Source organism: Yoonia sp. SS1-5 (assembly GCF_038443705.2).
GTDB classification, from domain to species: domain Bacteria; phylum Pseudomonadota; class Alphaproteobacteria; order Rhodobacterales; family Rhodobacteraceae; genus Yoonia; species Yoonia rhodophyticola.
Map to the genome: position 1 here is coordinate 2,857,278 of NZ_CP151767.2, position 18,558 is coordinate 2,875,835.

Annotated in this window: 18 protein-coding genes; 17 read left to right on the plus strand and 1 reads right to left on the minus strand. The window is 57.3% G+C overall.

Annotated features, from left to right (window positions below; all coding sequences use genetic code 11):
- Positions 1-53: 53 nt before the first annotated feature.
- The 5 genes from araD (at position 54) to AABB31_RS15560 (ending at position 5,933) form a co-directional block, all read left to right on the plus strand.
- On the plus strand, positions 54-1,796 hold the full coding sequence (gene araD, locus AABB31_RS15540) for an L-arabinonate dehydratase (RefSeq protein ID WP_342077277.1): 1,743 nt from the start codon (positions 54-56) through the stop codon (positions 1,794-1,796).
- A complete protein-coding gene (locus AABB31_RS15545) occupies positions 1,796-2,707 on the plus strand; it encodes a Gfo/Idh/MocA family oxidoreductase (RefSeq protein ID WP_342077276.1) in 912 nt (303 codons plus the stop codon). Before araD ends, AABB31_RS15545 begins: the two co-directional genes overlap by 1 nt.
- A gap of 162 nt (positions 2,708-2,869) precedes the next feature.
- The gene (locus AABB31_RS15550; protein WP_342077275.1) at positions 2,870-4,198 is read left to right on the plus strand and encodes an NAD(P)-dependent oxidoreductase; all 1,329 of its coding nucleotides are present in this window, start codon (positions 2,870-2,872) and stop codon (positions 4,196-4,198) included.
- Between the two features lie 38 nt (positions 4,199-4,236).
- Positions 4,237-5,541, plus strand: a complete 1,305-nt coding sequence (gene preA, locus AABB31_RS15555; RefSeq protein ID WP_342077274.1) for an NAD-dependent dihydropyrimidine dehydrogenase subunit PreA — start codon at positions 4,237-4,239, stop codon at positions 5,539-5,541.
- Between the two features lie 80 nt (positions 5,542-5,621).
- Positions 5,622-5,933, plus strand: a complete 312-nt coding sequence (locus AABB31_RS15560; RefSeq protein ID WP_342077273.1) for a hypothetical protein — start codon at positions 5,622-5,624, stop codon at positions 5,931-5,933.
- Here AABB31_RS15560 and AABB31_RS15565 read toward each other — a convergent pair.
- Positions 5,903-6,505 carry a TetR family transcriptional regulator C-terminal domain-containing protein gene (locus AABB31_RS15565; RefSeq protein ID WP_373634960.1) on the minus strand — a complete coding sequence of 201 codons (603 nt, stop codon included), beginning with the start codon at positions 6,503-6,505 and terminating at the stop codon, positions 5,903-5,905. The genes AABB31_RS15560 and AABB31_RS15565 overlap by 31 nt on opposite strands.
- 164 nt (positions 6,506-6,669) lie before the next feature.
- On the opposite strand from AABB31_RS15565, the gene AABB31_RS15570 reads away from it, so the two are divergent.
- From AABB31_RS15570 to AABB31_RS15625, 12 genes are all read left to right on the plus strand, one after another.
- A complete protein-coding gene (locus AABB31_RS15570; protein ID WP_342077272.1) occupies positions 6,670-7,920 on the plus strand; it encodes a Zn-dependent hydrolase in 1,251 nt (416 codons plus the stop codon).
- Positions 7,917-8,477: a hypothetical protein gene (locus AABB31_RS15575; protein WP_342077271.1), complete on the plus strand. Its 561-nt coding sequence runs from the start codon at positions 7,917-7,919 to the stop codon at positions 8,475-8,477. The genes AABB31_RS15570 and AABB31_RS15575 overlap by 4 nt, the downstream gene beginning before the upstream one ends.
- Positions 8,474-9,928, plus strand: coding sequence for a dihydropyrimidinase (gene hydA, locus AABB31_RS15580; protein ID WP_373634961.1), 1,455 nt, complete (start codon positions 8,474-8,476; stop codon positions 9,926-9,928). The genes AABB31_RS15575 and hydA overlap by 4 nt, the downstream gene beginning before the upstream one ends.
- A gap of 25 nt (positions 9,929-9,953) precedes the next feature.
- Complete coding sequence (locus tag AABB31_RS15585) at positions 9,954-10,409, plus strand: hypothetical protein (protein WP_373634963.1); 456 nt, start codon at positions 9,954-9,956, stop codon at positions 10,407-10,409.
- Between the two features lies 1 nt (position 10,410).
- Positions 10,411-11,187, plus strand: a complete 777-nt coding sequence (locus AABB31_RS15590) for an ABC transporter ATP-binding protein (protein WP_342077269.1) — start codon at positions 10,411-10,413, stop codon at positions 11,185-11,187.
- A 39-nt stretch (positions 11,188-11,226) separates the two neighbouring features.
- Positions 11,227-12,147, plus strand: coding sequence for an ABC transporter permease (locus tag AABB31_RS15595; protein WP_373634964.1), 921 nt, complete (start codon positions 11,227-11,229; stop codon positions 12,145-12,147).
- On the plus strand, positions 12,144-12,998 hold the full coding sequence (locus tag AABB31_RS15600) for an ABC transporter permease (protein WP_342077268.1): 855 nt from the start codon (positions 12,144-12,146) through the stop codon (positions 12,996-12,998). Before AABB31_RS15595 ends, AABB31_RS15600 begins: the two co-directional genes overlap by 4 nt.
- A 47-nt stretch (positions 12,999-13,045) precedes the next feature.
- Positions 13,046-14,038, plus strand: coding sequence for an ABC transporter substrate-binding protein (locus tag AABB31_RS15605; RefSeq protein WP_342077267.1), 993 nt, complete (start codon positions 13,046-13,048; stop codon positions 14,036-14,038).
- A gap of 233 nt (positions 14,039-14,271) precedes the next feature.
- A complete protein-coding gene (locus AABB31_RS15610) occupies positions 14,272-15,303 on the plus strand; it encodes a LacI family DNA-binding transcriptional regulator (protein WP_342077266.1) in 1,032 nt (343 codons plus the stop codon).
- Positions 15,304-15,396: 93 nt separating this feature from the next.
- Positions 15,397-16,710, plus strand: a complete 1,314-nt coding sequence (locus AABB31_RS15615) for a sugar ABC transporter substrate-binding protein (RefSeq protein WP_342077265.1) — start codon at positions 15,397-15,399, stop codon at positions 16,708-16,710.
- Between the two features lie 138 nt (positions 16,711-16,848).
- Positions 16,849-17,715: a sugar ABC transporter permease gene (locus AABB31_RS15620; protein ID WP_342077264.1), complete on the plus strand. Its 867-nt coding sequence runs from the start codon at positions 16,849-16,851 to the stop codon at positions 17,713-17,715.
- 2 nt (positions 17,716-17,717) lie between these two features.
- Positions 17,718-18,548, plus strand: a complete 831-nt coding sequence (locus tag AABB31_RS15625; protein ID WP_342077263.1) for a carbohydrate ABC transporter permease — start codon at positions 17,718-17,720, stop codon at positions 18,546-18,548.
- Positions 18,549-18,558: the final 10 nt, after the last annotated feature.

An 18,558-nucleotide genomic window follows, 5' to 3' on the forward strand; every position in this document is an offset into this window, starting at 1 on the left:
CTTGTCAGACCTGAAATGATATCGCTGATAATCACAAGAGATAAGAGACCTACATGGCATTTCAGCCCGCAAAATGGCCGCGCAAGCTGCGGTCGCAGGAATGGTTCGGTGGCACCCACAAGGACGCGATATATCACCGGTCATGGATGAAGAACCAAGGCCTGCCAGCCGATCTGCTGGATGGCCGTCCGGTGATTGGTATCTGCAATACGTGGTCCGAATTGACGCCTTGCAACGCGCATCTGCGCGATCTGGCCGAACGGGTAAAGTTCGGCGTCTATGAGGCGGGTGGTTTTCCGGTCGAATTTCCGGTGTTCTCGCCGTCCGAGGTTGCGCTGCGCCCGACGGCGATGATGTTTCGCAACCTTTGCGCCATGGATGTCGAGGAATCGCTGCGCGGCAAGCCGATTGACGGGGTTGTCCTGCTGGCCGGTTGTGACAAGACCACCCCGGCCCTGCTGATGGGTGCCGCATCGGTGGATATTCCGGCGATCATGGTCTCGGGCGGTCCCATGTTGAACGGGAATTTCCGGGGCGAGACAATAGGCTCCGGTACACATATCCGCAAGTTTTCTGCCGATGTCGCCGCAGGCAAGATGACACCCGAGGAATTCGTTGCGGCCGAGGCATCCATGTCCCGCTCGCCAGGTTCCTGCAACACGATGGGCACCGCAAGCACGATGGCATCAATGGCCGAGGCGCTGGGCATGGCCCTGTCCGGGAATGCCGCTATTCCGGCAGTGGACAGCCGGCGCAGGGTGATGGCGCATGTCTCGGGCCGGCGGATCGTGGATATGGTCAAGGATGACCTGAAACCGTCGGATATCATGACAAAGCCCGCTTTTGAAAATGCGATCCGGACGAATGGGGCGATTGGGGGATCGACCAATGCGGTTGTGCATCTTCTGGCACTTGCCGGACGATGTGAAGTTGACCTGAGCCTTGATGACTGGGACCGCTGCGGCAAGGACGTCCCGACAATCGTGAACCTGATGCCATCAGGCAAATATCTGATGGAAGAGTTCTTTCATGCCGGCGGCTTGCCCGTTGTCATCAAGCGGCTCGGTGATGCGGGACTGCTGCACAAGGATGCGCTGACCGTATCAGGCGGGCCGATCTGGGACGAGGTCAAGGATGTCACCAACTGGAATGAAGATGTGATCCTGCCCGTCGACAAGGCGCTGACATCTTCGGGGGGCATTGCAGTTTTGCGTGGTAATCTGGCCCCCGATGGCGCGGTCCTAAAACCCTCGGCAGCGTCGCCCGCGTTGATGAAACATCGGGGCCGGGCCGTCGTGTTCGAGGATATCGACGACTACAAGGCCAAGATTAAGGATGAGGATCTGGATATCGACGAAACCTGCGTGATGGTTTTGAAGAATTGCGGCCCGCGCGGCTATCCGGGCATGGCCGAAGTGGGTGACATGCTGCTGCCACCCAAGATCCTGCGCAAGGGTATCCGCGATATGGTTCGCGTCTCTGACGCCCGCATGTCGGGGACCGCATTTGGCACGGTTGTTCTGCATACCGCGCCTGAGGCCGCCGCAGGTGGTCCGCTGGCCATTGTGCGCGACGGGGACATGATTGAGCTGGATGTTGAGGGGCGCTGCATCCATCTCGATGTCCCCGAGGCCGAGATTGCCGCCCGGCTGGCCGCATGGACCCCGCCGGTCGAGCGGCCAAATGGGGGCTATGCGCAACTTTATCATGAAAAGGTGCTTGGCGCTGATACCGGTGCAGATTTTGATTTTCTGGTTGGGTGCCGGGGTAACGCGGTTGCAAGGGAGTCGCATTGATGGCCACAAATATCGCATTGGTTGGCATCGGAAAGATCGCCGTGGATCAACACGTGCCTGCAATCAACGGGTCAGATGACTGGCATCTGGCCGCAACTGTCAGCAGATCGGGCACGGTCGAGGGCGTGCAGGCTTATACTGATTTTGATCAGATGCTGGCGGATCGGGCCGATATACCAGTTGTATCGCTATGCTTGCCGCCTGTGCCGCGTTTTGATTATGCCCAGCGGGCCATTGCGGCCGGCCGTCATGTAATGCTGGAAAAGCCGCCCGGTGCAACCTTGGCCGAAGTCCACACGCTTGCAGAACTTGCCGCCGATGCGGGTGTGAGCCTTTTTGCCACATGGCATAGTCGGATGGCTGCCGGGGTGCCGCATGCCAAGGCGTGGCTTGCGGACAAGGATATCAAGGCCGCTCATATCACCTGGAAAGAGGATGTCCGGCGCTGGCATCCCGGGCAGGATTGGGTGTTTGCGCCAGGCGGCATGGGTGTCTTTGATCCCGGCAGCAACGCCCTGTCGATCATGACAGAGATATTGCCGATGCGGGTGCATCTGACCAAATCCGTTCTCGAATTTCCGGCCAATAGTGACACGCCGATTGCAGCGCAACTGACATGGACAGGTGGCGTGACAGGGGATTTCGACTGGCGTCAGGAAGGCCCGCAGAGCTGGGACATCACCGTGCAGACCGATGCGGGTGATCTGACCTTGCATGATGGGGGCGGTCGTCTGGTCATTGACGGATCTGCCGTGGATGTTGGGCCAAACCGGGAATACCCGGCCCTTTATGATCGCATGGCAGGGCTGATCAAAACCAATGCGTCTGATGTGGACCTGTCGCCGATGCATCATGTTGCAGATGCGCTGACACTGGGGCAGCGGGTGATGGTTGACCCGTTTCACCTTTAGCCTAACAGATTGGTAAAATGATAGAAATGAGACCCGCGCCACCAACAGGTGCGGGTTTTTTCGGGCTGATCATCGTAGTTCACAAATTGCCAGAAATTTACCATTTGATAAAAAAATATTTTGTGGCAGGCTGGCGGTAATTCAGCCAGGACAGGATCAGCCATGCCCAGCCCTATGACCCCCGGTATTGCGCCGGCCCGTTTACCGGCCGACGAACTCGCCGCAAATTTTGACGATCTGCACGCCCCCTACGCGCCGCATGAAGCGGCAGTGGCCGCGGATCGGTGCTACTTTTGTCATGACGCACCATGCGTGACGGCCTGCCCCACGGATATCGATATTCCCTTGTTTATCCGGCAGATCAGCACCGGAACACCGGAGGCAGCTGCAAAAACCATATTTGATCAGAATATCCTGGGCGGCATGTGCGCCCGTGTTTGCCCTACCGAGGATTTGTGCGAACAGGCCTGCGTGCGCGAAATGGCCGAGGGCAAACCGGTTGAGATTGGCAGGTTGCAGCGATACGCCACTGATACCTTGATGGCCAGGCAAAGCCACCCCTACAGCCGGGCCCCGTCGACTGGCAAGAAAGTTGCGGTTGTGGGCGCCGGGCCCGCCGGTCTGGCCTGTGCGCATCGGCTTGCGATGCATGGCCACGACGTCACCATCTACGATGCTGCTGACAAACCCGGCGGGCTGAATGAATTCGGTATTGCCGCCTACAAGGCCACGGATAATTTTGCAGCGGCAGAGGTTGACTGGCTGCTTGGCATCGGCGGGATCACCATCAAGACGGGTATGCGGCTGGGTGACAACCTGTCGCTGGACGACCTGACGGGCTGCTTTCCGGCCGTTTTCCTCGGTGTGGGTCTGGGCGGGGTGAACGCGCTTCGGGCGGAGGGCGAGGATAAGGACGGCGTGCGTGATGCTGTCAATTTCATTGCTGATCTGCGACAGGCGACTGACTTGGCCAACTTGCCTGTGGGCCGGGATGTGGTCGTCATTGGCGGCGGCATGACCGCTGTGGATGCGGCGGTGCAATCGAAACTGCTGGGTGCCCAGAATGTGACCATCGCTTATAGGCGTGGACGCGAACAGATGAGCGCCAGCAGGTTCGAACAGGATCTGGCCGCGTCAAAAGGTGTACGGCTTCTGTTCAACGCCCAACCCGTGGGGATACATGGCAACGGGGCCGCGCGCGAAATCGAGCTGGAATACACCAGCGATGATGGAACAGGGCTCAAGGGCACCGGCGAGACAATGCGTCTTGCCGCAGATCAGGTGTTCAAGGCCATCGGGCAGGCGCTTGCCACCGATGTGGGGCTGGCACTTGAAGGGCGGAAAATTGCGGTTGATGAAGTCGGGCGGACCAGCCTCGCCGGGGTCTGGGCGGGCGGTGATTGTGCCGCGGGCGGTAACGATCTGACGGTGACAGCCGTCGCCGAAGGGCGTGATGCTGCCGAAGACATCCACAATATGCTAACATCGTAAGATGGGTTTTAACCCATCTACCCTACGGGAGAGACATCATGGCTGACCTCACAACTGAATTTCTCGGCATCAAAAGCCCCAATCCGTTCTGGTTGGCTTCTGCCCCACCGACAGACAAGGAGTATAACGTCCGCCGCGCGTTCGAGGCTGGTTGGGGCGGTGTGGTCTGGAAGACCCTCGGCGCCGAGGGCCCACCCGTCGTGAACGTCAATGGCCCGCGCTACGGCGCCGTCTACGGCGCCGACCGGCGTTTGCTGGGTCTGAACAATATCGAACTGATCACCGACCGACCGCTTGAAACCAACCTGGAAGAAATCACACGGGTCAAGGCGGATTACCCCGATCGGGCCATGATCGTCAGCATCATGGTCCCCTGCGAGGAAGAGGCGTGGAAGGCAATCCTGCCCCGGGTGGCCGAAACGGGTGCAGACGGGATCGAACTGAATTTCGGCTGTCCACATGGCATGTCAGAGCGCGGCATGGGTGCGGCCGTCGGGCAGGTGCCTGAATATATCGAAATGGTCACGCGCTGGTGCAAGCAGTATTACGACAAACCTGTTATTGTGAAACTGACACCGAACATCACCGACGTGCGCAAACCCGCCGCAGCAGCCATGCGCGGTGGGGCTGATGCAGTCAGTCTGATCAACACGATCAATTCCATTACGTCGGTCAACCTGGACACCATGTCGCCCGAACCATCCATCGACGGCAAAGGGTCGCATGGCGGGTATTGCGGCCCTGCGGTCAAGCCCATTGCCATGTCGATGGTGTCAGAAATCGCCCGCAATCCGGAAACCCATGGTCTGCCGATCAGTGGGATCGGTGGGATTACGACCTGGCGTGATGCAGCAGAGTTCATCAGCTTGGGCTGCGGCAATGTGCAAGTTTGCACCGCCGCTATGACTTACGGGTTCAAGATCGTTCAGGAAATGGTCAGTGGCCTATCCCAATGGATGGATGAAAAAGGTTATACATCGGTAGAAGAGGTCGTTGGTCGCGCTGTTCCAAACGTGACCGACTGGCAGTACCTAAACCTCAACTACGTCGCTAAAGCCAAGATCAACCAGGACGATTGCATCAAGTGTGGACGTTGCTATGCGGCGTGCGAAGATACCAGTCATCAGGCGATTGCGATGTCTGATGACCGGACATTCAGCGTGATCGACGCCGAATGCGTCGCTTGCAATCTCTGCGTTGATGTCTGCCCTGTTGAAAACTGCATTACAATGGAAGCGATGGCGCCCGGGCAGGTTGATCCGCGTACAGGCAAAATCGTTGAAAAAGATTACGCCAATTGGACAACCCACCCCAACAACCCGGGGGCGGTCGCGGCAGAATAATCGGTGTCTGCAGACTTTTCATTGCGAAAAGTCTGCTCACGGGCAAAGTCTTCGTCACGAAGACTTTGCGTCGCTCAAACATGTACCGTCAAATGGTCGGATGCGCAGATGACAACAAACTGGTCGGCGCATTCAATCAAATGAAAGCCGCGCCGGACCACCTCGGCAATCATCGCCTCGCGTCCGACTTCCCGCTCGACATCGCGGACTGCCCGTCGAACGACACCGCCCGACATGGCGGCTTTTGCACTAAAAAGCTGGTGAAAAAAGGCTGGATTTCCGCCGGCGAAACGGGTTTGGCGCATCTGGATTTGTCTCATGCGTCAAGGCTAGATCTGACTTGGTTTATAAAACCTTACTATCAGACACGCAGCATATTTCGCAAAACTTGATCCAGAAATGCGCCTGCGCCTGCCAGAGGGTCATCTGTGTTCAAGACTGCGCGCACCTGCACGTCAAAATCCGCATAGTGCTGTGTTAGCGCCCAGATCGAAAAGATCAGATGATGCGGGTCAATATCCGCAATCCTTCCTGTTTCTGACCAATTTTTGATGACCGCTGCCTTCTCATCCACCAACGCCTTCAGATCGCCGCTAAGGTAGTTTGCGATATGTGGGGCGCCTTGCAGGATTTCTGTCGCAAAAAGTCTGCTCTCTCGGGGGTAATCCCTGCTCATATCAAGTTTGCGCCGGGCATAGCCCAGGATTTCCGCGACCGGGTCGCCGTGCCTGTCCATCTGCGCAAGCGGTGTCAGCCAGGTTTCCAGCAGCCGCTCCAGCAATGCGGTATAAATCGCATCCTTCGAAGGGAAATAATAGAGCAGGTTCGGCTTGGACAACCCGGCCGCCTCAGCGATTTGATCCAGCGTTGATCCCCTGAATCCGAATTGCGAAAATACGTCCAGACCAGCGGATAGAATGGCGGCCTTGTTACGTTGCTGGATACGGGTTTGGGGTTTGTTCAAAACGGTGACCTGCTCATTTTTCGGGCGTCGCTGGGCGCAATCGGCCTGATTTGCATAACCTATCAGCATCCGCCTGCATTCTGCGCGGAAAACTTGACTGCACTTCCCCCTCTGTTAGCGTTGTTTTGACCAGTTGGTCAAACCAAGATGAAGGAGCCCGCCAAATGCCAGCCCCCGGAGAAAACCTGCGTATCAATGGCGAGCGTCTGTGGGACAGTCTGATGGAGATGGCCAAGATCGGCCCCGGTATTGCGGGCGGCAACAACCGGCAGACCCTGACCGACGAAGACAGCGAGGGCCGCCACTTGTTTCAGCAATGGTGCAAGGATGCGGGTTGCACCATGGGTGTCGACGAGATCGGCAATATGTTTGCCCGGCGGGATGGGACGGACCCGGACGCGCTGCCCGTCTATGTCGGATCACATCTGGATACACAGCCGACCGGCGGGAAATATGATGGTGTGCTTGGTGTGCTCGGCGGGCTGGAGATTATCCGCACGCTCAACGACCTCGACATCAAGACAAAGCACCCAATTGTCGTGACCAACTGGACGAATGAGGAAGGCACACGGTATGCGCCCGCCATGCTCGCCTCCGGTGTTTTTGCGGGCAAGCACACGCTGGACTGGGCCAATGACCGGGTGGATGCGGACGGCAAACGCTTTGGGGATGAACTGGAACGTATCGGCTGGAAAGGCACCGAAAAGGTCGGCGACCGCAAGATGCATGCGTTCTTTGAACTGCATATCGAACAAGGGCCGATCCTTGAGGCAGAGGGCAAGGATATCGGTGTCGTCACCCACGGGCAGGGCCTGCGCTGGATCGAATGCACGGTTGCCGGAAAGGAAAGCCACACCGGATCAACCCCGATGCATATGCGCAAAAATGCGGGGCGCGGGTTGGCGCTGATCACCGAACTGGTCCACGAGATTGCGATGAAAAATCAGCCCAACGCGGTGGGCGCCATCGGCCATATCGACGTGCATCCCAACAGCCGCAACATCATCCCCGGCAAGGTGGTCTTTACTGTCGATATGCGGACCCATCTGCTGGATAAGCTGAACGCGATGGTGGCCGAACTGATGGAGCGGGCACCGAAGCTTTGCGAAGATATCGGGGTCACCTTCGAGGCGGAAATCGTCGGCCAATTCGACCCGCCCGCCTTTGACGAAGGCTGCGTAAAGGCAGTACGGAACGCAGCAGAGCGGCTGGGCTATAGCCACATGGATATCGTATCAGGCGCGGGGCATGACGCCTGCTGGATCAACGACCTCTACCCGACATCCATGGTCATGTGCCCCTGCGTGGATGGGCTGAGCCACAACGAGGCCGAAGAAATCAGCCCCGAATGGGCGCGGGCCGGGACAGATGTGCTGTTCCACGCGGTGCTGGAAACGGCGGAGATTGTGGGGTGATACTGGGAATTTTCGATAACTGGCCGCAGTTAATTGAGGTTGTCGGAATATGGTTTGCTGGAACTGCCACGTTTACAGCGGCGATAGTAGCTCTTCGCGTTGCGAACAGGGCAAATGCTCAAGATGTTAGACTTGTTGCTAGACCAATGCAGGAAGTCACCGTGGGTGGTGGAGAGCCTAAGAAGGTTTTTCATGTTGCAGCAACTAACGTCGGTCATCGGAAAGTCACCATCACTCACTTGGGCGCGAGATCCTTGTTCAAATTAAATAGCTTCGTTTTAATCACCGGCCTGCCGGGTGATTCACCCGTACCTACCCACTTAGAGGACGGAGAGGTTGCACACTGGCGATTTCCAGAACTGCGGGATGATGGGAAAAACTGGTATGGAGATTTCGCAAAGCGATTTGAGGAATATAACTGGCTCAGTCGCTGGGTTTTATTGCGAAGCTTCCGTTTTCTAATTGTGACAAGCTTGGGAAATACCATTCTTTCAAAGCCGTCAAAGGAGTTTCGAAAGAAAGTATATGAGCAAATGGAGAAGGACCCGGACAAATGACCAAAGTCGTCAAAAACGGCACCATCGTCACGCATGATCTGACCTACAAGGCGGACGTCCTGATTGACGGCGGCAAGATCATTGAGATTGGCCCGGACCTGAAAGGGGACGAGGAGCTTGACGCCACCGGTTGCTACGTCATGCCCGGCGGTATTGACCCGCATGTGCATCTGGAAATGCCGTTCATGGGCACCTATTCCAGCGATGATTTTGAGTCCGGCACACGCGCGGGCCTTGCCGGTGGCACCACGATGGTGGTCGATTTCTGCCTGCCCAATCAGGGCGAAAGCCTGCTTGACGCCATCAAACGCTGGGACAATAAATCGACCCGCGCCAATTGCGACTACTCCTTCCACATGGCCGTCACCTGGTGGGGCGAGCAGGTGTTCAACGACATGGAAACGGTCGTGAAGGATCGGGGGATCAACACGTTTAAACATTTCCTCGCCTATAAAGGCGCGTTGATGGTGAATGATGATGAGCTGTTTTCCAGCTTTAACCGCCTGTCGGAACTGGGGGCCATCGCCATGGTCCATGCCGAAAACGGGGATGTTGTGGCCGAGATGACGGCGAAACTGCTGGCTGAGGGGAATACCGGGCCCGAAGGGCATGCCTATTCCCGACCGTCTCAGGTCGAAGGCGAGGCGACGAACCGCGCCATCATGATCGCCGATATGGCGGGCGTGCCGCTCTACGTCGTGCATACCTCCTGCGAAGAAGCGCATGAAGCGATCCGCCGTGCCCGTCAGCAGGGCAAGCGGGTCTGGGGCGAGCCGCTGATCCAGCATCTGACGCTGGACGAGTCCGAGTATTTCAACAAGGATTGGGACCACGCCGCGCGCCGCGTTATGTCGCCTCCGTTCCGCAACAAGCAGCATCAGGATAGCCTCTGGGCCGGCTTGCAGTCCGGGTCCCTGTCCGTCGTGGCGACAGATCATTGCGCCTTTACGACCGAACAAAAGCGGACGGGCGTTGGTGATTTTTCGAAAATCCCGAACGGGACAGGGGGGCTTGAGGACCGGATGCCGATGCTCTGGACCCATGGGGTAAAGACCGGGCGGCTCACGCCGAATGAGTTTGTCGCTGTGACCTCGACCAATATCGCGAAGATCCTGAACTGCTATCCCAAGAAGGGGGCCGTGCTGGTCGGTGCCGATGCTGATCTGGTGGTCTGGGACCCCGAGAAGTCAAAGACGATCACTGCGGGCAGCCAACAATCGGCGATCGACTACAACGTGTTCGAGGGCAAAGAGGTGACAGGCCTGCCGCGCTTTACCCTGACACGCGGCCATGTGGCGATCCATGACGGCGAAGTGCGCACGCAGGAAGGCCACGGCAAGTTCGTAAAGCGCGAGGCGAACACGCCTACCAACAAGGCGCTGAGCACGTGGAAGGAACTGACCGCACCAAGGCCGGTGGAGCGGACGGGCATTCCGGCAACGGGGGTCTAGCATCATCTCTCTTCCAAAACGATATATGTCGGTTGATCGCTTCCTTTTGGTTATCTTCTCGACGATCATTTTGACATTTCCTGCGATGGCGGCTTGGGGTTGGCTCCAGCCGGGTAACGAGGACAAGTCGTTAATTTCTTTTTTGGAGATGTTAGAAACGCTACCCGGTTTTGTGGTTGTCTCGTTGTTCTTTGGCTGGATTGTTTGGATCCCGGTCGCACTGATTGCACTGGTCGTTGGAATGCCACTTTGGATCAGCGCTCTGAAGTTTTTTGCGAAGAAGAACGTGCGACAACGGATGTCAGTAGTGATCGCTACCCTGCTTGTTGTTTGTGTCACCACACTTGGTACGGATATCTTCTTCATGACGTTGAGCGCGTCGCCGCATGGTGCGGGGCGATTTGCAGTTACGATTGTGTTTGGGCCCGCAGCCGCTGTTATCGCGATTGTGATAACCCAACTCTTGTACGGATTCGACTAGAATGGATGCAGCGATTTCAGCTTCCGACCTGAACCTCACCTTTCAAACCAATGATGGACCGGTTCACGCCCTCAAGGACGTGGACCTCGACATTGCAAAGGGTGACTTCGTCAGCTTCATCGGCCCCTCGGGCTGTGGCAAGACGACCTTTCTGCGTTGCATCGCTGGGCTGGAAACGCCCACAGGCGGGGAGATTACCGTCAATGGTATGACCCCGGATGAGGCGCGGCGGGCGCGGGCTTATGGCTATGTGTTTCAGGCGGCGGGGCTTTATCCCTGGCGCACGATTGGCGGGAATATCAGGCTGCCGCTGGAGATTATGGGGTTTTCAAAGGCCGAGCAGGCAGAGCGCGTGACCCGTGTTCTGGAACTGGTCGAGCTGGCTGGGTTTGAGAAGAAATTCCCATGGCAGCTGTCAGGCGGGATGCAGCAGCGGGCCTCGATTGCCCGGGCGCTGGCGTTTGATGCGGATATTCTCTTGATGGATGAGCCCTTTGGCGCGCTGGACGAGATCGTGCGGGATCATTTGAATGAGCAGCTGCTTCAGCTTTGGGCCCGGACGGAAAAGACGATTGGTTTCGTCACGCACTCGATCCCAGAGGCGGTGTATCTGTCCACCAAGATTGTCGTGATGTCCCCCCGCCCCGGTCGCATCACCGATGTGATCGACAGCCCGCTGCCCAAAGAGCGGCCTTTGGATATTCGCGATACCCCGGAGTTCATCGCCGTGGCGCATAGGGTGCGTGAAGGACTGCGCGCGGGGCATGATGATGCCTGAGGATTTTGAGTATTTTTGGCGAGATGATGGGGGTCTTGTGTGAAATCGCTGCTGCCTGTTCTGACAGTTGTGGGTGCGATCCTGTTGTTTTGGGTCGTGTCAGTTGTGCCCATGAACATGCATCTGACCGCAGATCAGGCGCAGCGCGACGGTGTGGCCGTCACGCCTGAAACACCGGCCGCAAGGCAAGCGTATTCCGGGATCGGCCTGAGCCTGCGCAACCTTCATCTGATTGGCCCGACTTTTACCCTGGATCGTCCGCGCCTGCCTTCGCCCCATCAGGTTGCGCTGGAGCTTTGGCAGACGACCGCAGAGAAGAAGATCACCTCGAAAAGGTCGCTGGTCTATCATGGCTGGGTGACCCTTTCGGCGACGTTGCTGGGTTTTGCCATTGGCACGGGCCTCGGGATCCTTCTGGCGGTTGGGATTGTCTACAACAGGGCGATGGATATGAGCGTGATGCCCTGGGCTATTGCGAGCCAGACGATCCCTATTCTTGCGCTTGCCCCGATGATCATCGTCATGCTGGGATCTGTCGGGATACAGGGTTTGTTTCCCAAGGCGATTATCAGCGCCTATCTGAGCTTTTTTCCGGTGGTTGTGGGGATGGTCAAGGGGTTGCGCAGCCCCGACGCGATGCAGCTGGATTTGCTGCACACCTACCATGCCAGCCCCGCCCAGGGGTTCTGGAAATTGCGGTTGCCGGCCTCGGTCCCATATCTTTTTGCGTCCCTCAAGATCGGGATCTCCGCATCACTGGTGGGCGCGATTGTTGCCGAGTTGCCAACCGGTGCGCGGGCCGGTTTTGGCGCGCGTATGCTTGTGGGTGATCAATACGGGCAGCCGCTGGTCACCTGGGCCGCCCTTTTTGCCGCCGCAATAACGGCCGCCACGCTGGTGGGGCTATTCAGTCTGATCGAGCGGATTACCCTGCGCCGGATGGGGATGACAACAGCATGAGTGGCAGCGTTGCATTCATCAGTGTCATTGCTGTCTGGGCGGCTGGTTGGCTGATCAATATTCGCCTGGCCCGCAGTGCCGCCGCCAATACTCGATTTGTCCGGTTTCTGGTGCCGCTGATTTTTGGGTTATCCCTGCTGATCATGTGGGAGCTTTTGGTGCGGCTCTTGGAGATCAGCCCCGTGATACTTCCCGCCCCTACAGCGATTGCGGAGCGGTTTTCCCAATCAATCCCACTTTTGTGGGCGGATTTTGTGCAGACCGTGATCAAGGGCGCGATGACCGGCTATGTCATCGGCGCCCTTGCCGCCTTGATTGTGGCCCTGCTTGCGGATCGCTCGGCCTTTCTGACCCGGGGCATTCTGCCGGTGGGCGGGTTTATGGCCGCCCTGCCGATTGTGGGAACCGCCCCGATTTTCGTGAAATGGCTGGGGAGCGATTGGGAATCCAAGGCTGCTGTGGTCGGCGTGATGGTCTTTTTCCCGATCCTCGTGAACATCGTTGCGGGGCTGCGCGATACCACCGCGATGCAGCGGGACCTTATGCGCACCTATGGCGCCGGATATTGGGCCACGCTGTTCAAGCTTCGGCTGCCCGCGGCGATGCCATTTATCTTTAACGGGCTGAAGATCGCGACGACACTGGCCTTGATTGGGGCGATTGTTGCTGAATTTTTCGGCTCGCCCACGGTTGGCATGGGCTTTCGGATATCAACATCGGTCGGCCAGCTTGCGCTGGATGTGGTCTGGGCCGAAATTGTTGTGGCAGCGATTGCTGGCAGCGCATTTTATGGGCTTGCGGCATGGGCAGAAGGGCGGGTGACATTCTGGCATCCGTCACAACGGACATAACCAACGCCCCCGGGGAAGGGGCCAAACTGACTTGGAGGTCAAAGAAGATGAGAAATTTCATGATGACGGCGGCGCTTGCGACCGGCTTGGGCGGGACGGCCTTTGCTGATGGGCACGCGAATGATGTGACTTTGCAGTTGCAATGGGTCACGCAATCACAGTTTGCAGGCTACTATGTAGCGCTTGACGAAGGGTTCTATGAGGAAGAGGGGCTGAACGTCACCATCCTGCCCGGTGGTCCAGATATTGCCCCGCCGCAGGTGCTGGCAGGTGGCGGCGCTGATGTCATGCTGAACTGGATGCCCTCTGCCCTTGCCGCCCGGGAAAAGGGACTGCCGGTGGTGAATATTGCCCAACCCTTCAAGACATCCGGGTTGATGCTGACCTGCTGGAAGGACACCGGGATCACATCTGTCGAGGACTTTAAGGGCAAGACCATTGGTGTTTGGTTCTTTGGTAACGAATATCCGTTCCTGAGCTGGATGAGCCAGGAGGGTATTTCGACCGATGGTGGCGAGGATGGCGTGACTGTGCTGAAGCAGGGGTTCAACGTTGATCCGCTGTTGCAACGGCAGGCCGATTGTATCTCGACCATGACATACAACGAATATGGGCAGGTGCTGGATGCGGGTGTCAGCCCCGATGAGTTGGTGACGTTCAAATACGAAGATCAGGGTGTTGCCACGCTGGAAGACGGGATTTACGCGCTGGAAGAGAACCTCGAAGACCCCGTGTTTGTGGACAAAATGGTCCGCTTCGTTCGCGCCTCGATGAAAGGCTGGAAATGGGCCGAGGAAAACCCCGAGGCAGCCGCAGGTATCGTGCTGGATTATGACGAGACCGGTGCGCAGACCGAAGCCGCGCAGATCAGGATGATGGGTGAGATTGCCAAGCTGACGGCCGGATCTGACGGATCTCTTGACCCGGCTGACTATCAGCGAACGGTTGATACGCTGCTTGCCGGTGGGTCTGATCCGGTGATTTCGGCCGAGCCCGAAGGTGCGTGGACCAGCGTCATCACTGACCAGGCGCTGAACTAAGGTCAGCCTGACATTCACTGCAACGGCAAACCCCGGGCGTCAGTCCGGGGTTTTTTGCGTGATGCGCATTGCTCCGGGTTTTCGTGCGAAAGGCCCATGACTGATGATTTTGCGGGCAGATGGGGGTCCCGAACAGTAAAGTGACAATGTAAAGGTTGATTTTTTGCGCGCGTTAAGAAATCTTGTGGGCAAACACGTCTGCGGGCTCTCCCAGACCGGCGCCGGGAGATGGCATGACGACCAGAAGTAAGAAGATCAGGAATATGGAGGACTTTGCCGCCGTCAGCGGGATTTCCCGCCCGACGCTGTCCAAGTTTTTTCATGACCCCGAGACGGTGCGTGTGTCGACCCGGTCGCGGATCGAGGCGGCGCTGGAAAAGTATGACTATCGGCCAAACATCTATGCGATGAACCAGAACCGGAAGCTGACCAAGAATGTCGGTATCGTGGTTCCCTATCTGGCTGACCCTGTGTTTGCGGAACTGGCGCGGAATGTCGAACAACGCTGCATTGATGCCGGGTACAGACCCACGCTGTTCAGTTCGCATGGCTCACCGGCGCTTGAGGCGGAAATTCTTGATAACCTTGTGTCGATGAAGCCTGCCGGGGTCCTGTTGGCACCGCTTGGCCGGTCATCGGACCGCCGCGCGCTTGAAAAATTCTGCAAGCAAGTCCCGACAGTTCTGTTTGACAGTAGCGTTGAGGAATTCGGGATTGCCTTTGTCGGGTCGGACAATGCGCAATTTACCGAATTGATTACCGATTACCTGTGCCGGACCGGCGAGGCGCCGTGTTTCTTTGAAATGCAGAACCCGGCCAACCCCAACGCGCATCGCCGCCGCGTGGGGTATCTGGATGCAATGCAGAAATTCGGGTATCCGCCGCGGGTGATATCCGTCCCAGGCGAGGGCTGGGATTTCGAAGAGATCGGTCGGCAGGGCGGCCGCAATGCACTGGCGTCCGGCGCGTTCGAGACGAACACGGTTCTGTGCAGCAATGATCGCCTGGCAATTGGCCTGTTAACGGCTTGTTATGAGGAAGGGCGCATCGTCGGGCGGGGTGCAGATTGCACGATTCGCGTGGCTGGTCAGGACGATCATCCGTTTTCGCGCTATACCTGCCCGCCGCTGACAACCGTTGCACATGACTATGATGCGGTATCCAAACACGCGGTTGAGGGGCTTTTCGCGGCGATCGAGGATCAGCCAGGCCCTTGGAAAAGCACACGAATGCAGGGAAAGCTGATCATGCGAGACTCAGCATAACCAACTTATATTTTACGCGCGTAAATTTTTTATTGACGTCGCGTACAAAGTTCCTCTAGGTTAGGGCATCACATCCAACCAGGGAGGAAACGGATGTCTTTCAAACGTTCACTACTTACAGCAACGGCTATGTCGCTGATTACCGCCAGCAGCGCATTTGCTGACGGACATTCTGCGACGATCACCATCGCCACCGTCAACAACGGCGACATGATCCGCATGCAGGGTTACACCGACCAGTTCACCGAAGAGACAGGCATCGCCGTCGAGTGGGTTACGCTGGAAGAAAACGTGCTGCGTCAGCGCGTCACAACGGACATCACCACCAAGGGTGGTCAGTTCGACATCATGACAATCGGCATGTACGAAACGCCGATCTGGGGTGCCAACGAATGGCTTGTCCCACTTGATGATCTGTCCGAAGAGTATGATGTAGCCGACATCCTGCCAGCAATGGCCGGTGGTCTGTCTCATGATGGCACGCTTTATGCAGCACCATTCTATGGCGAAAGCTCCATGGTGATGTATCGCACTGACCTGATGGAAGCAGCCGGTCTGGAAATGCCGGACGCGCCAACATGGGAATTCATTGCCGAAGCTGCGGCTGCGATGACCGACCGGGACAATGAAATCAACGGGATCTGCCTGCGTGGTAAGGCCGGTTGGGGTGAAGGCGGTGCTTTCATCACAGCAATGTCCAACTCCTTTGGTGCCCGCTGGTTCGACATGGACTGGAATGCACAGTTCGACACAGAAGCATGGGCAAACACCCTGAACTTCTACAAAGACATGATGGATGCATCCGGCCCAGCTGGTTACGCCACCAATGGCTTTAACGAGAACCTGTCCCTGTTCAACCAGGGTAAGTGCGGCATGTGGATTGACGCGACTGTTGCGGCATCCTTCGTGACTGGCGACGATTCGACTGTTGCTGACAGCGTTGGTTTCGCACTGGCACCTGATAACGGTCTGGGCAAGCGGTCCAACTGGTTGTGGGCCTGGGCGCTTGCAATCCCAGCTGGTACGCAGCAGGAAGCAGAAGCCAAGCAGTTCATCGAGTGGGCCACATCCAAGGACTATATCGAGCTGGTAGCCGCAAACGAAGGTTGGGCCAACGTGCCTCCGGGCGCCCGTACATCGCTGTACGAAAACCCTGACTATCTGGCAGTGCCTTTCGCGCAGATGACACTGGACTCGATCCTGTCTGCCGATCCTAACGACTCGACCGTTGAGCCAAGCCCATATGTGGGTGTCCAGTTCGCAGCGATCCCAGAGTTTGCCGGTATCGCAACAGAAGTGAGCCAGGAATTCTCTGCCGCCTATGCTGGTCAGCAGTCGGTTGAAGAAGCGCTTGAGAAAGCACAGGCGATCACAAACGAAGCTATGGAAGCAGCCGGCTACAAGTAAGCCGCCGCTTCAAGCACAATCCAGAGGGCGGCATGTGACCGTCGCCCTCTGACACCCAGTCTACCCCTTCATGCAAGTTGTCGTAACATGGCAGCGCTGCGCCAATGCAGCGGACTGTCAACGGAGGAGATGTATCCAATGGCGACCAAGGCTTCCCGATCCGCGGCCCGGCTGATGATGGCCCCAGCAGTTGTTCTGCTTCTGGGCTGGATGTTGGTCCCGCTGATCATGACATTATGGTTCTCGTTCCGGACCTACTTGCCTCTGCGCGGAGGTGACCAGGGCTGGACCGGTTTTGACAATTACGTCCGGTTTGTTTCTTCGAGTGCGTTCTGGCCTGCGGTGCAGACGACGCTGATCATCGTGGTTGGCGTTCTGATTATCACGGTCGTGTTGGGTATCCTGCTTGCGATGCTTCTGGACCAGCCGATGTGGGGCCAGGGTATTGTCCGCATTCTTGTCATCGCCCCCTTCTTTGTTATGCCAACCGTGTCCGCACTGGTCTGGAAAAACATGTTCATGGATCCGGTGAACGGGTTGTTTGCCCATCTGTTCCAATTTTTTGGTGCCGAACCCGTCAGTTGGTTGTCCGACGCGGCGATGCCCTCGATCATCATGATCGTCAGCTGGCAGTGGCTGCCATTCGCGACCCTGATCCTGCTGACAGCCATCCAGTCGCTGGATAGCGAACAACTGGAAGCCGCTGAAATGGACGGCGCGCCGCAGCTGAAACGGTTCTTCTATATTATCCTGCCGCATCTGAGCCGCGCGATTACCATCGTGTTGCTGATCCAGACGATCTTTCTGCTGGCGATCTTTGCAGAGATCTTCGTGACCACAGGCGGCGCATTCGGCACACGGACACTGTCCTACCTGATCTTCCAGCGGGTGCTGGAAAGCCAGAATGTCGGTCTCGGCTCCGCCGGTGGCGTCTATGCCATCATCCTCGCAAACATCGTCGCGATCTTCCTGATGCGGATCGTCGGCAAGAATTTGGATAACTGATCATGGCACGTGCTGTTTCATCCCGTCGTAAACTGATCAACACGTCCATTGCCTGGATTATCGGCCTGTTGATCTTCTTTCCAATCCTTTGGACCATCCTGACCAGCTTCAAGACCGAAGCGCAGGCCATCGCCAGCCCACCCATCTTTCTGGGCTTTGACTGGACGCTGGAAAACTATGCCGTGGTCATGGAACGGTCCAACTATGGGCGGTTCTTGTGGAACTCGATCATCATCGCGGGTGGCTCGACCATTCTGGGGCTGATGATCGCGGTTCCGGCGGCCTGGTCCATGGCCTTTGTGCCATCCAAGCGGACCAAGGACATCCTGCTTTGGATGCTGTCGACCAAGATGCTGCCCGCTGTGGGCGTGCTTTATCCCATCTATCTGTTGTTTATCGAGATGGGGCTTCTAGACAGTCGCGCAGGTCTTGTTGTGGTCCTGATGTTGATCAACCTGCCGATCATTGTCTGGATGCTATATACCTACTTTCGCGAAATCCCGGTCGAGATCCTTGAAGCCGCCCGGATGGATGGCGCCACGCTGAAGGAAGAAGTGCTTTATATCCTGACGCCAATGGCAATTCCGGGCATCGCATCTACCATGCTTTTGAACTTCATCCTGGCATGGAACGAAGCCTTCTGGACCCTCAACCTGACAGCCGTGAACGCGGCACCACTGACGGCCTTCATTGCAAGCTATTCCAGCCCCGAAGGCCTGTTCTTTGCGAAACTCAGCGCGGCCTCGACTATGGCTATTGCGCCGATCCTCATTCTTGGCTGGTTCAGCCAGAAACAACTTGTCCGCGGCCTGACCTTCGGCGCGGTGAAATAAGGAACCTGAC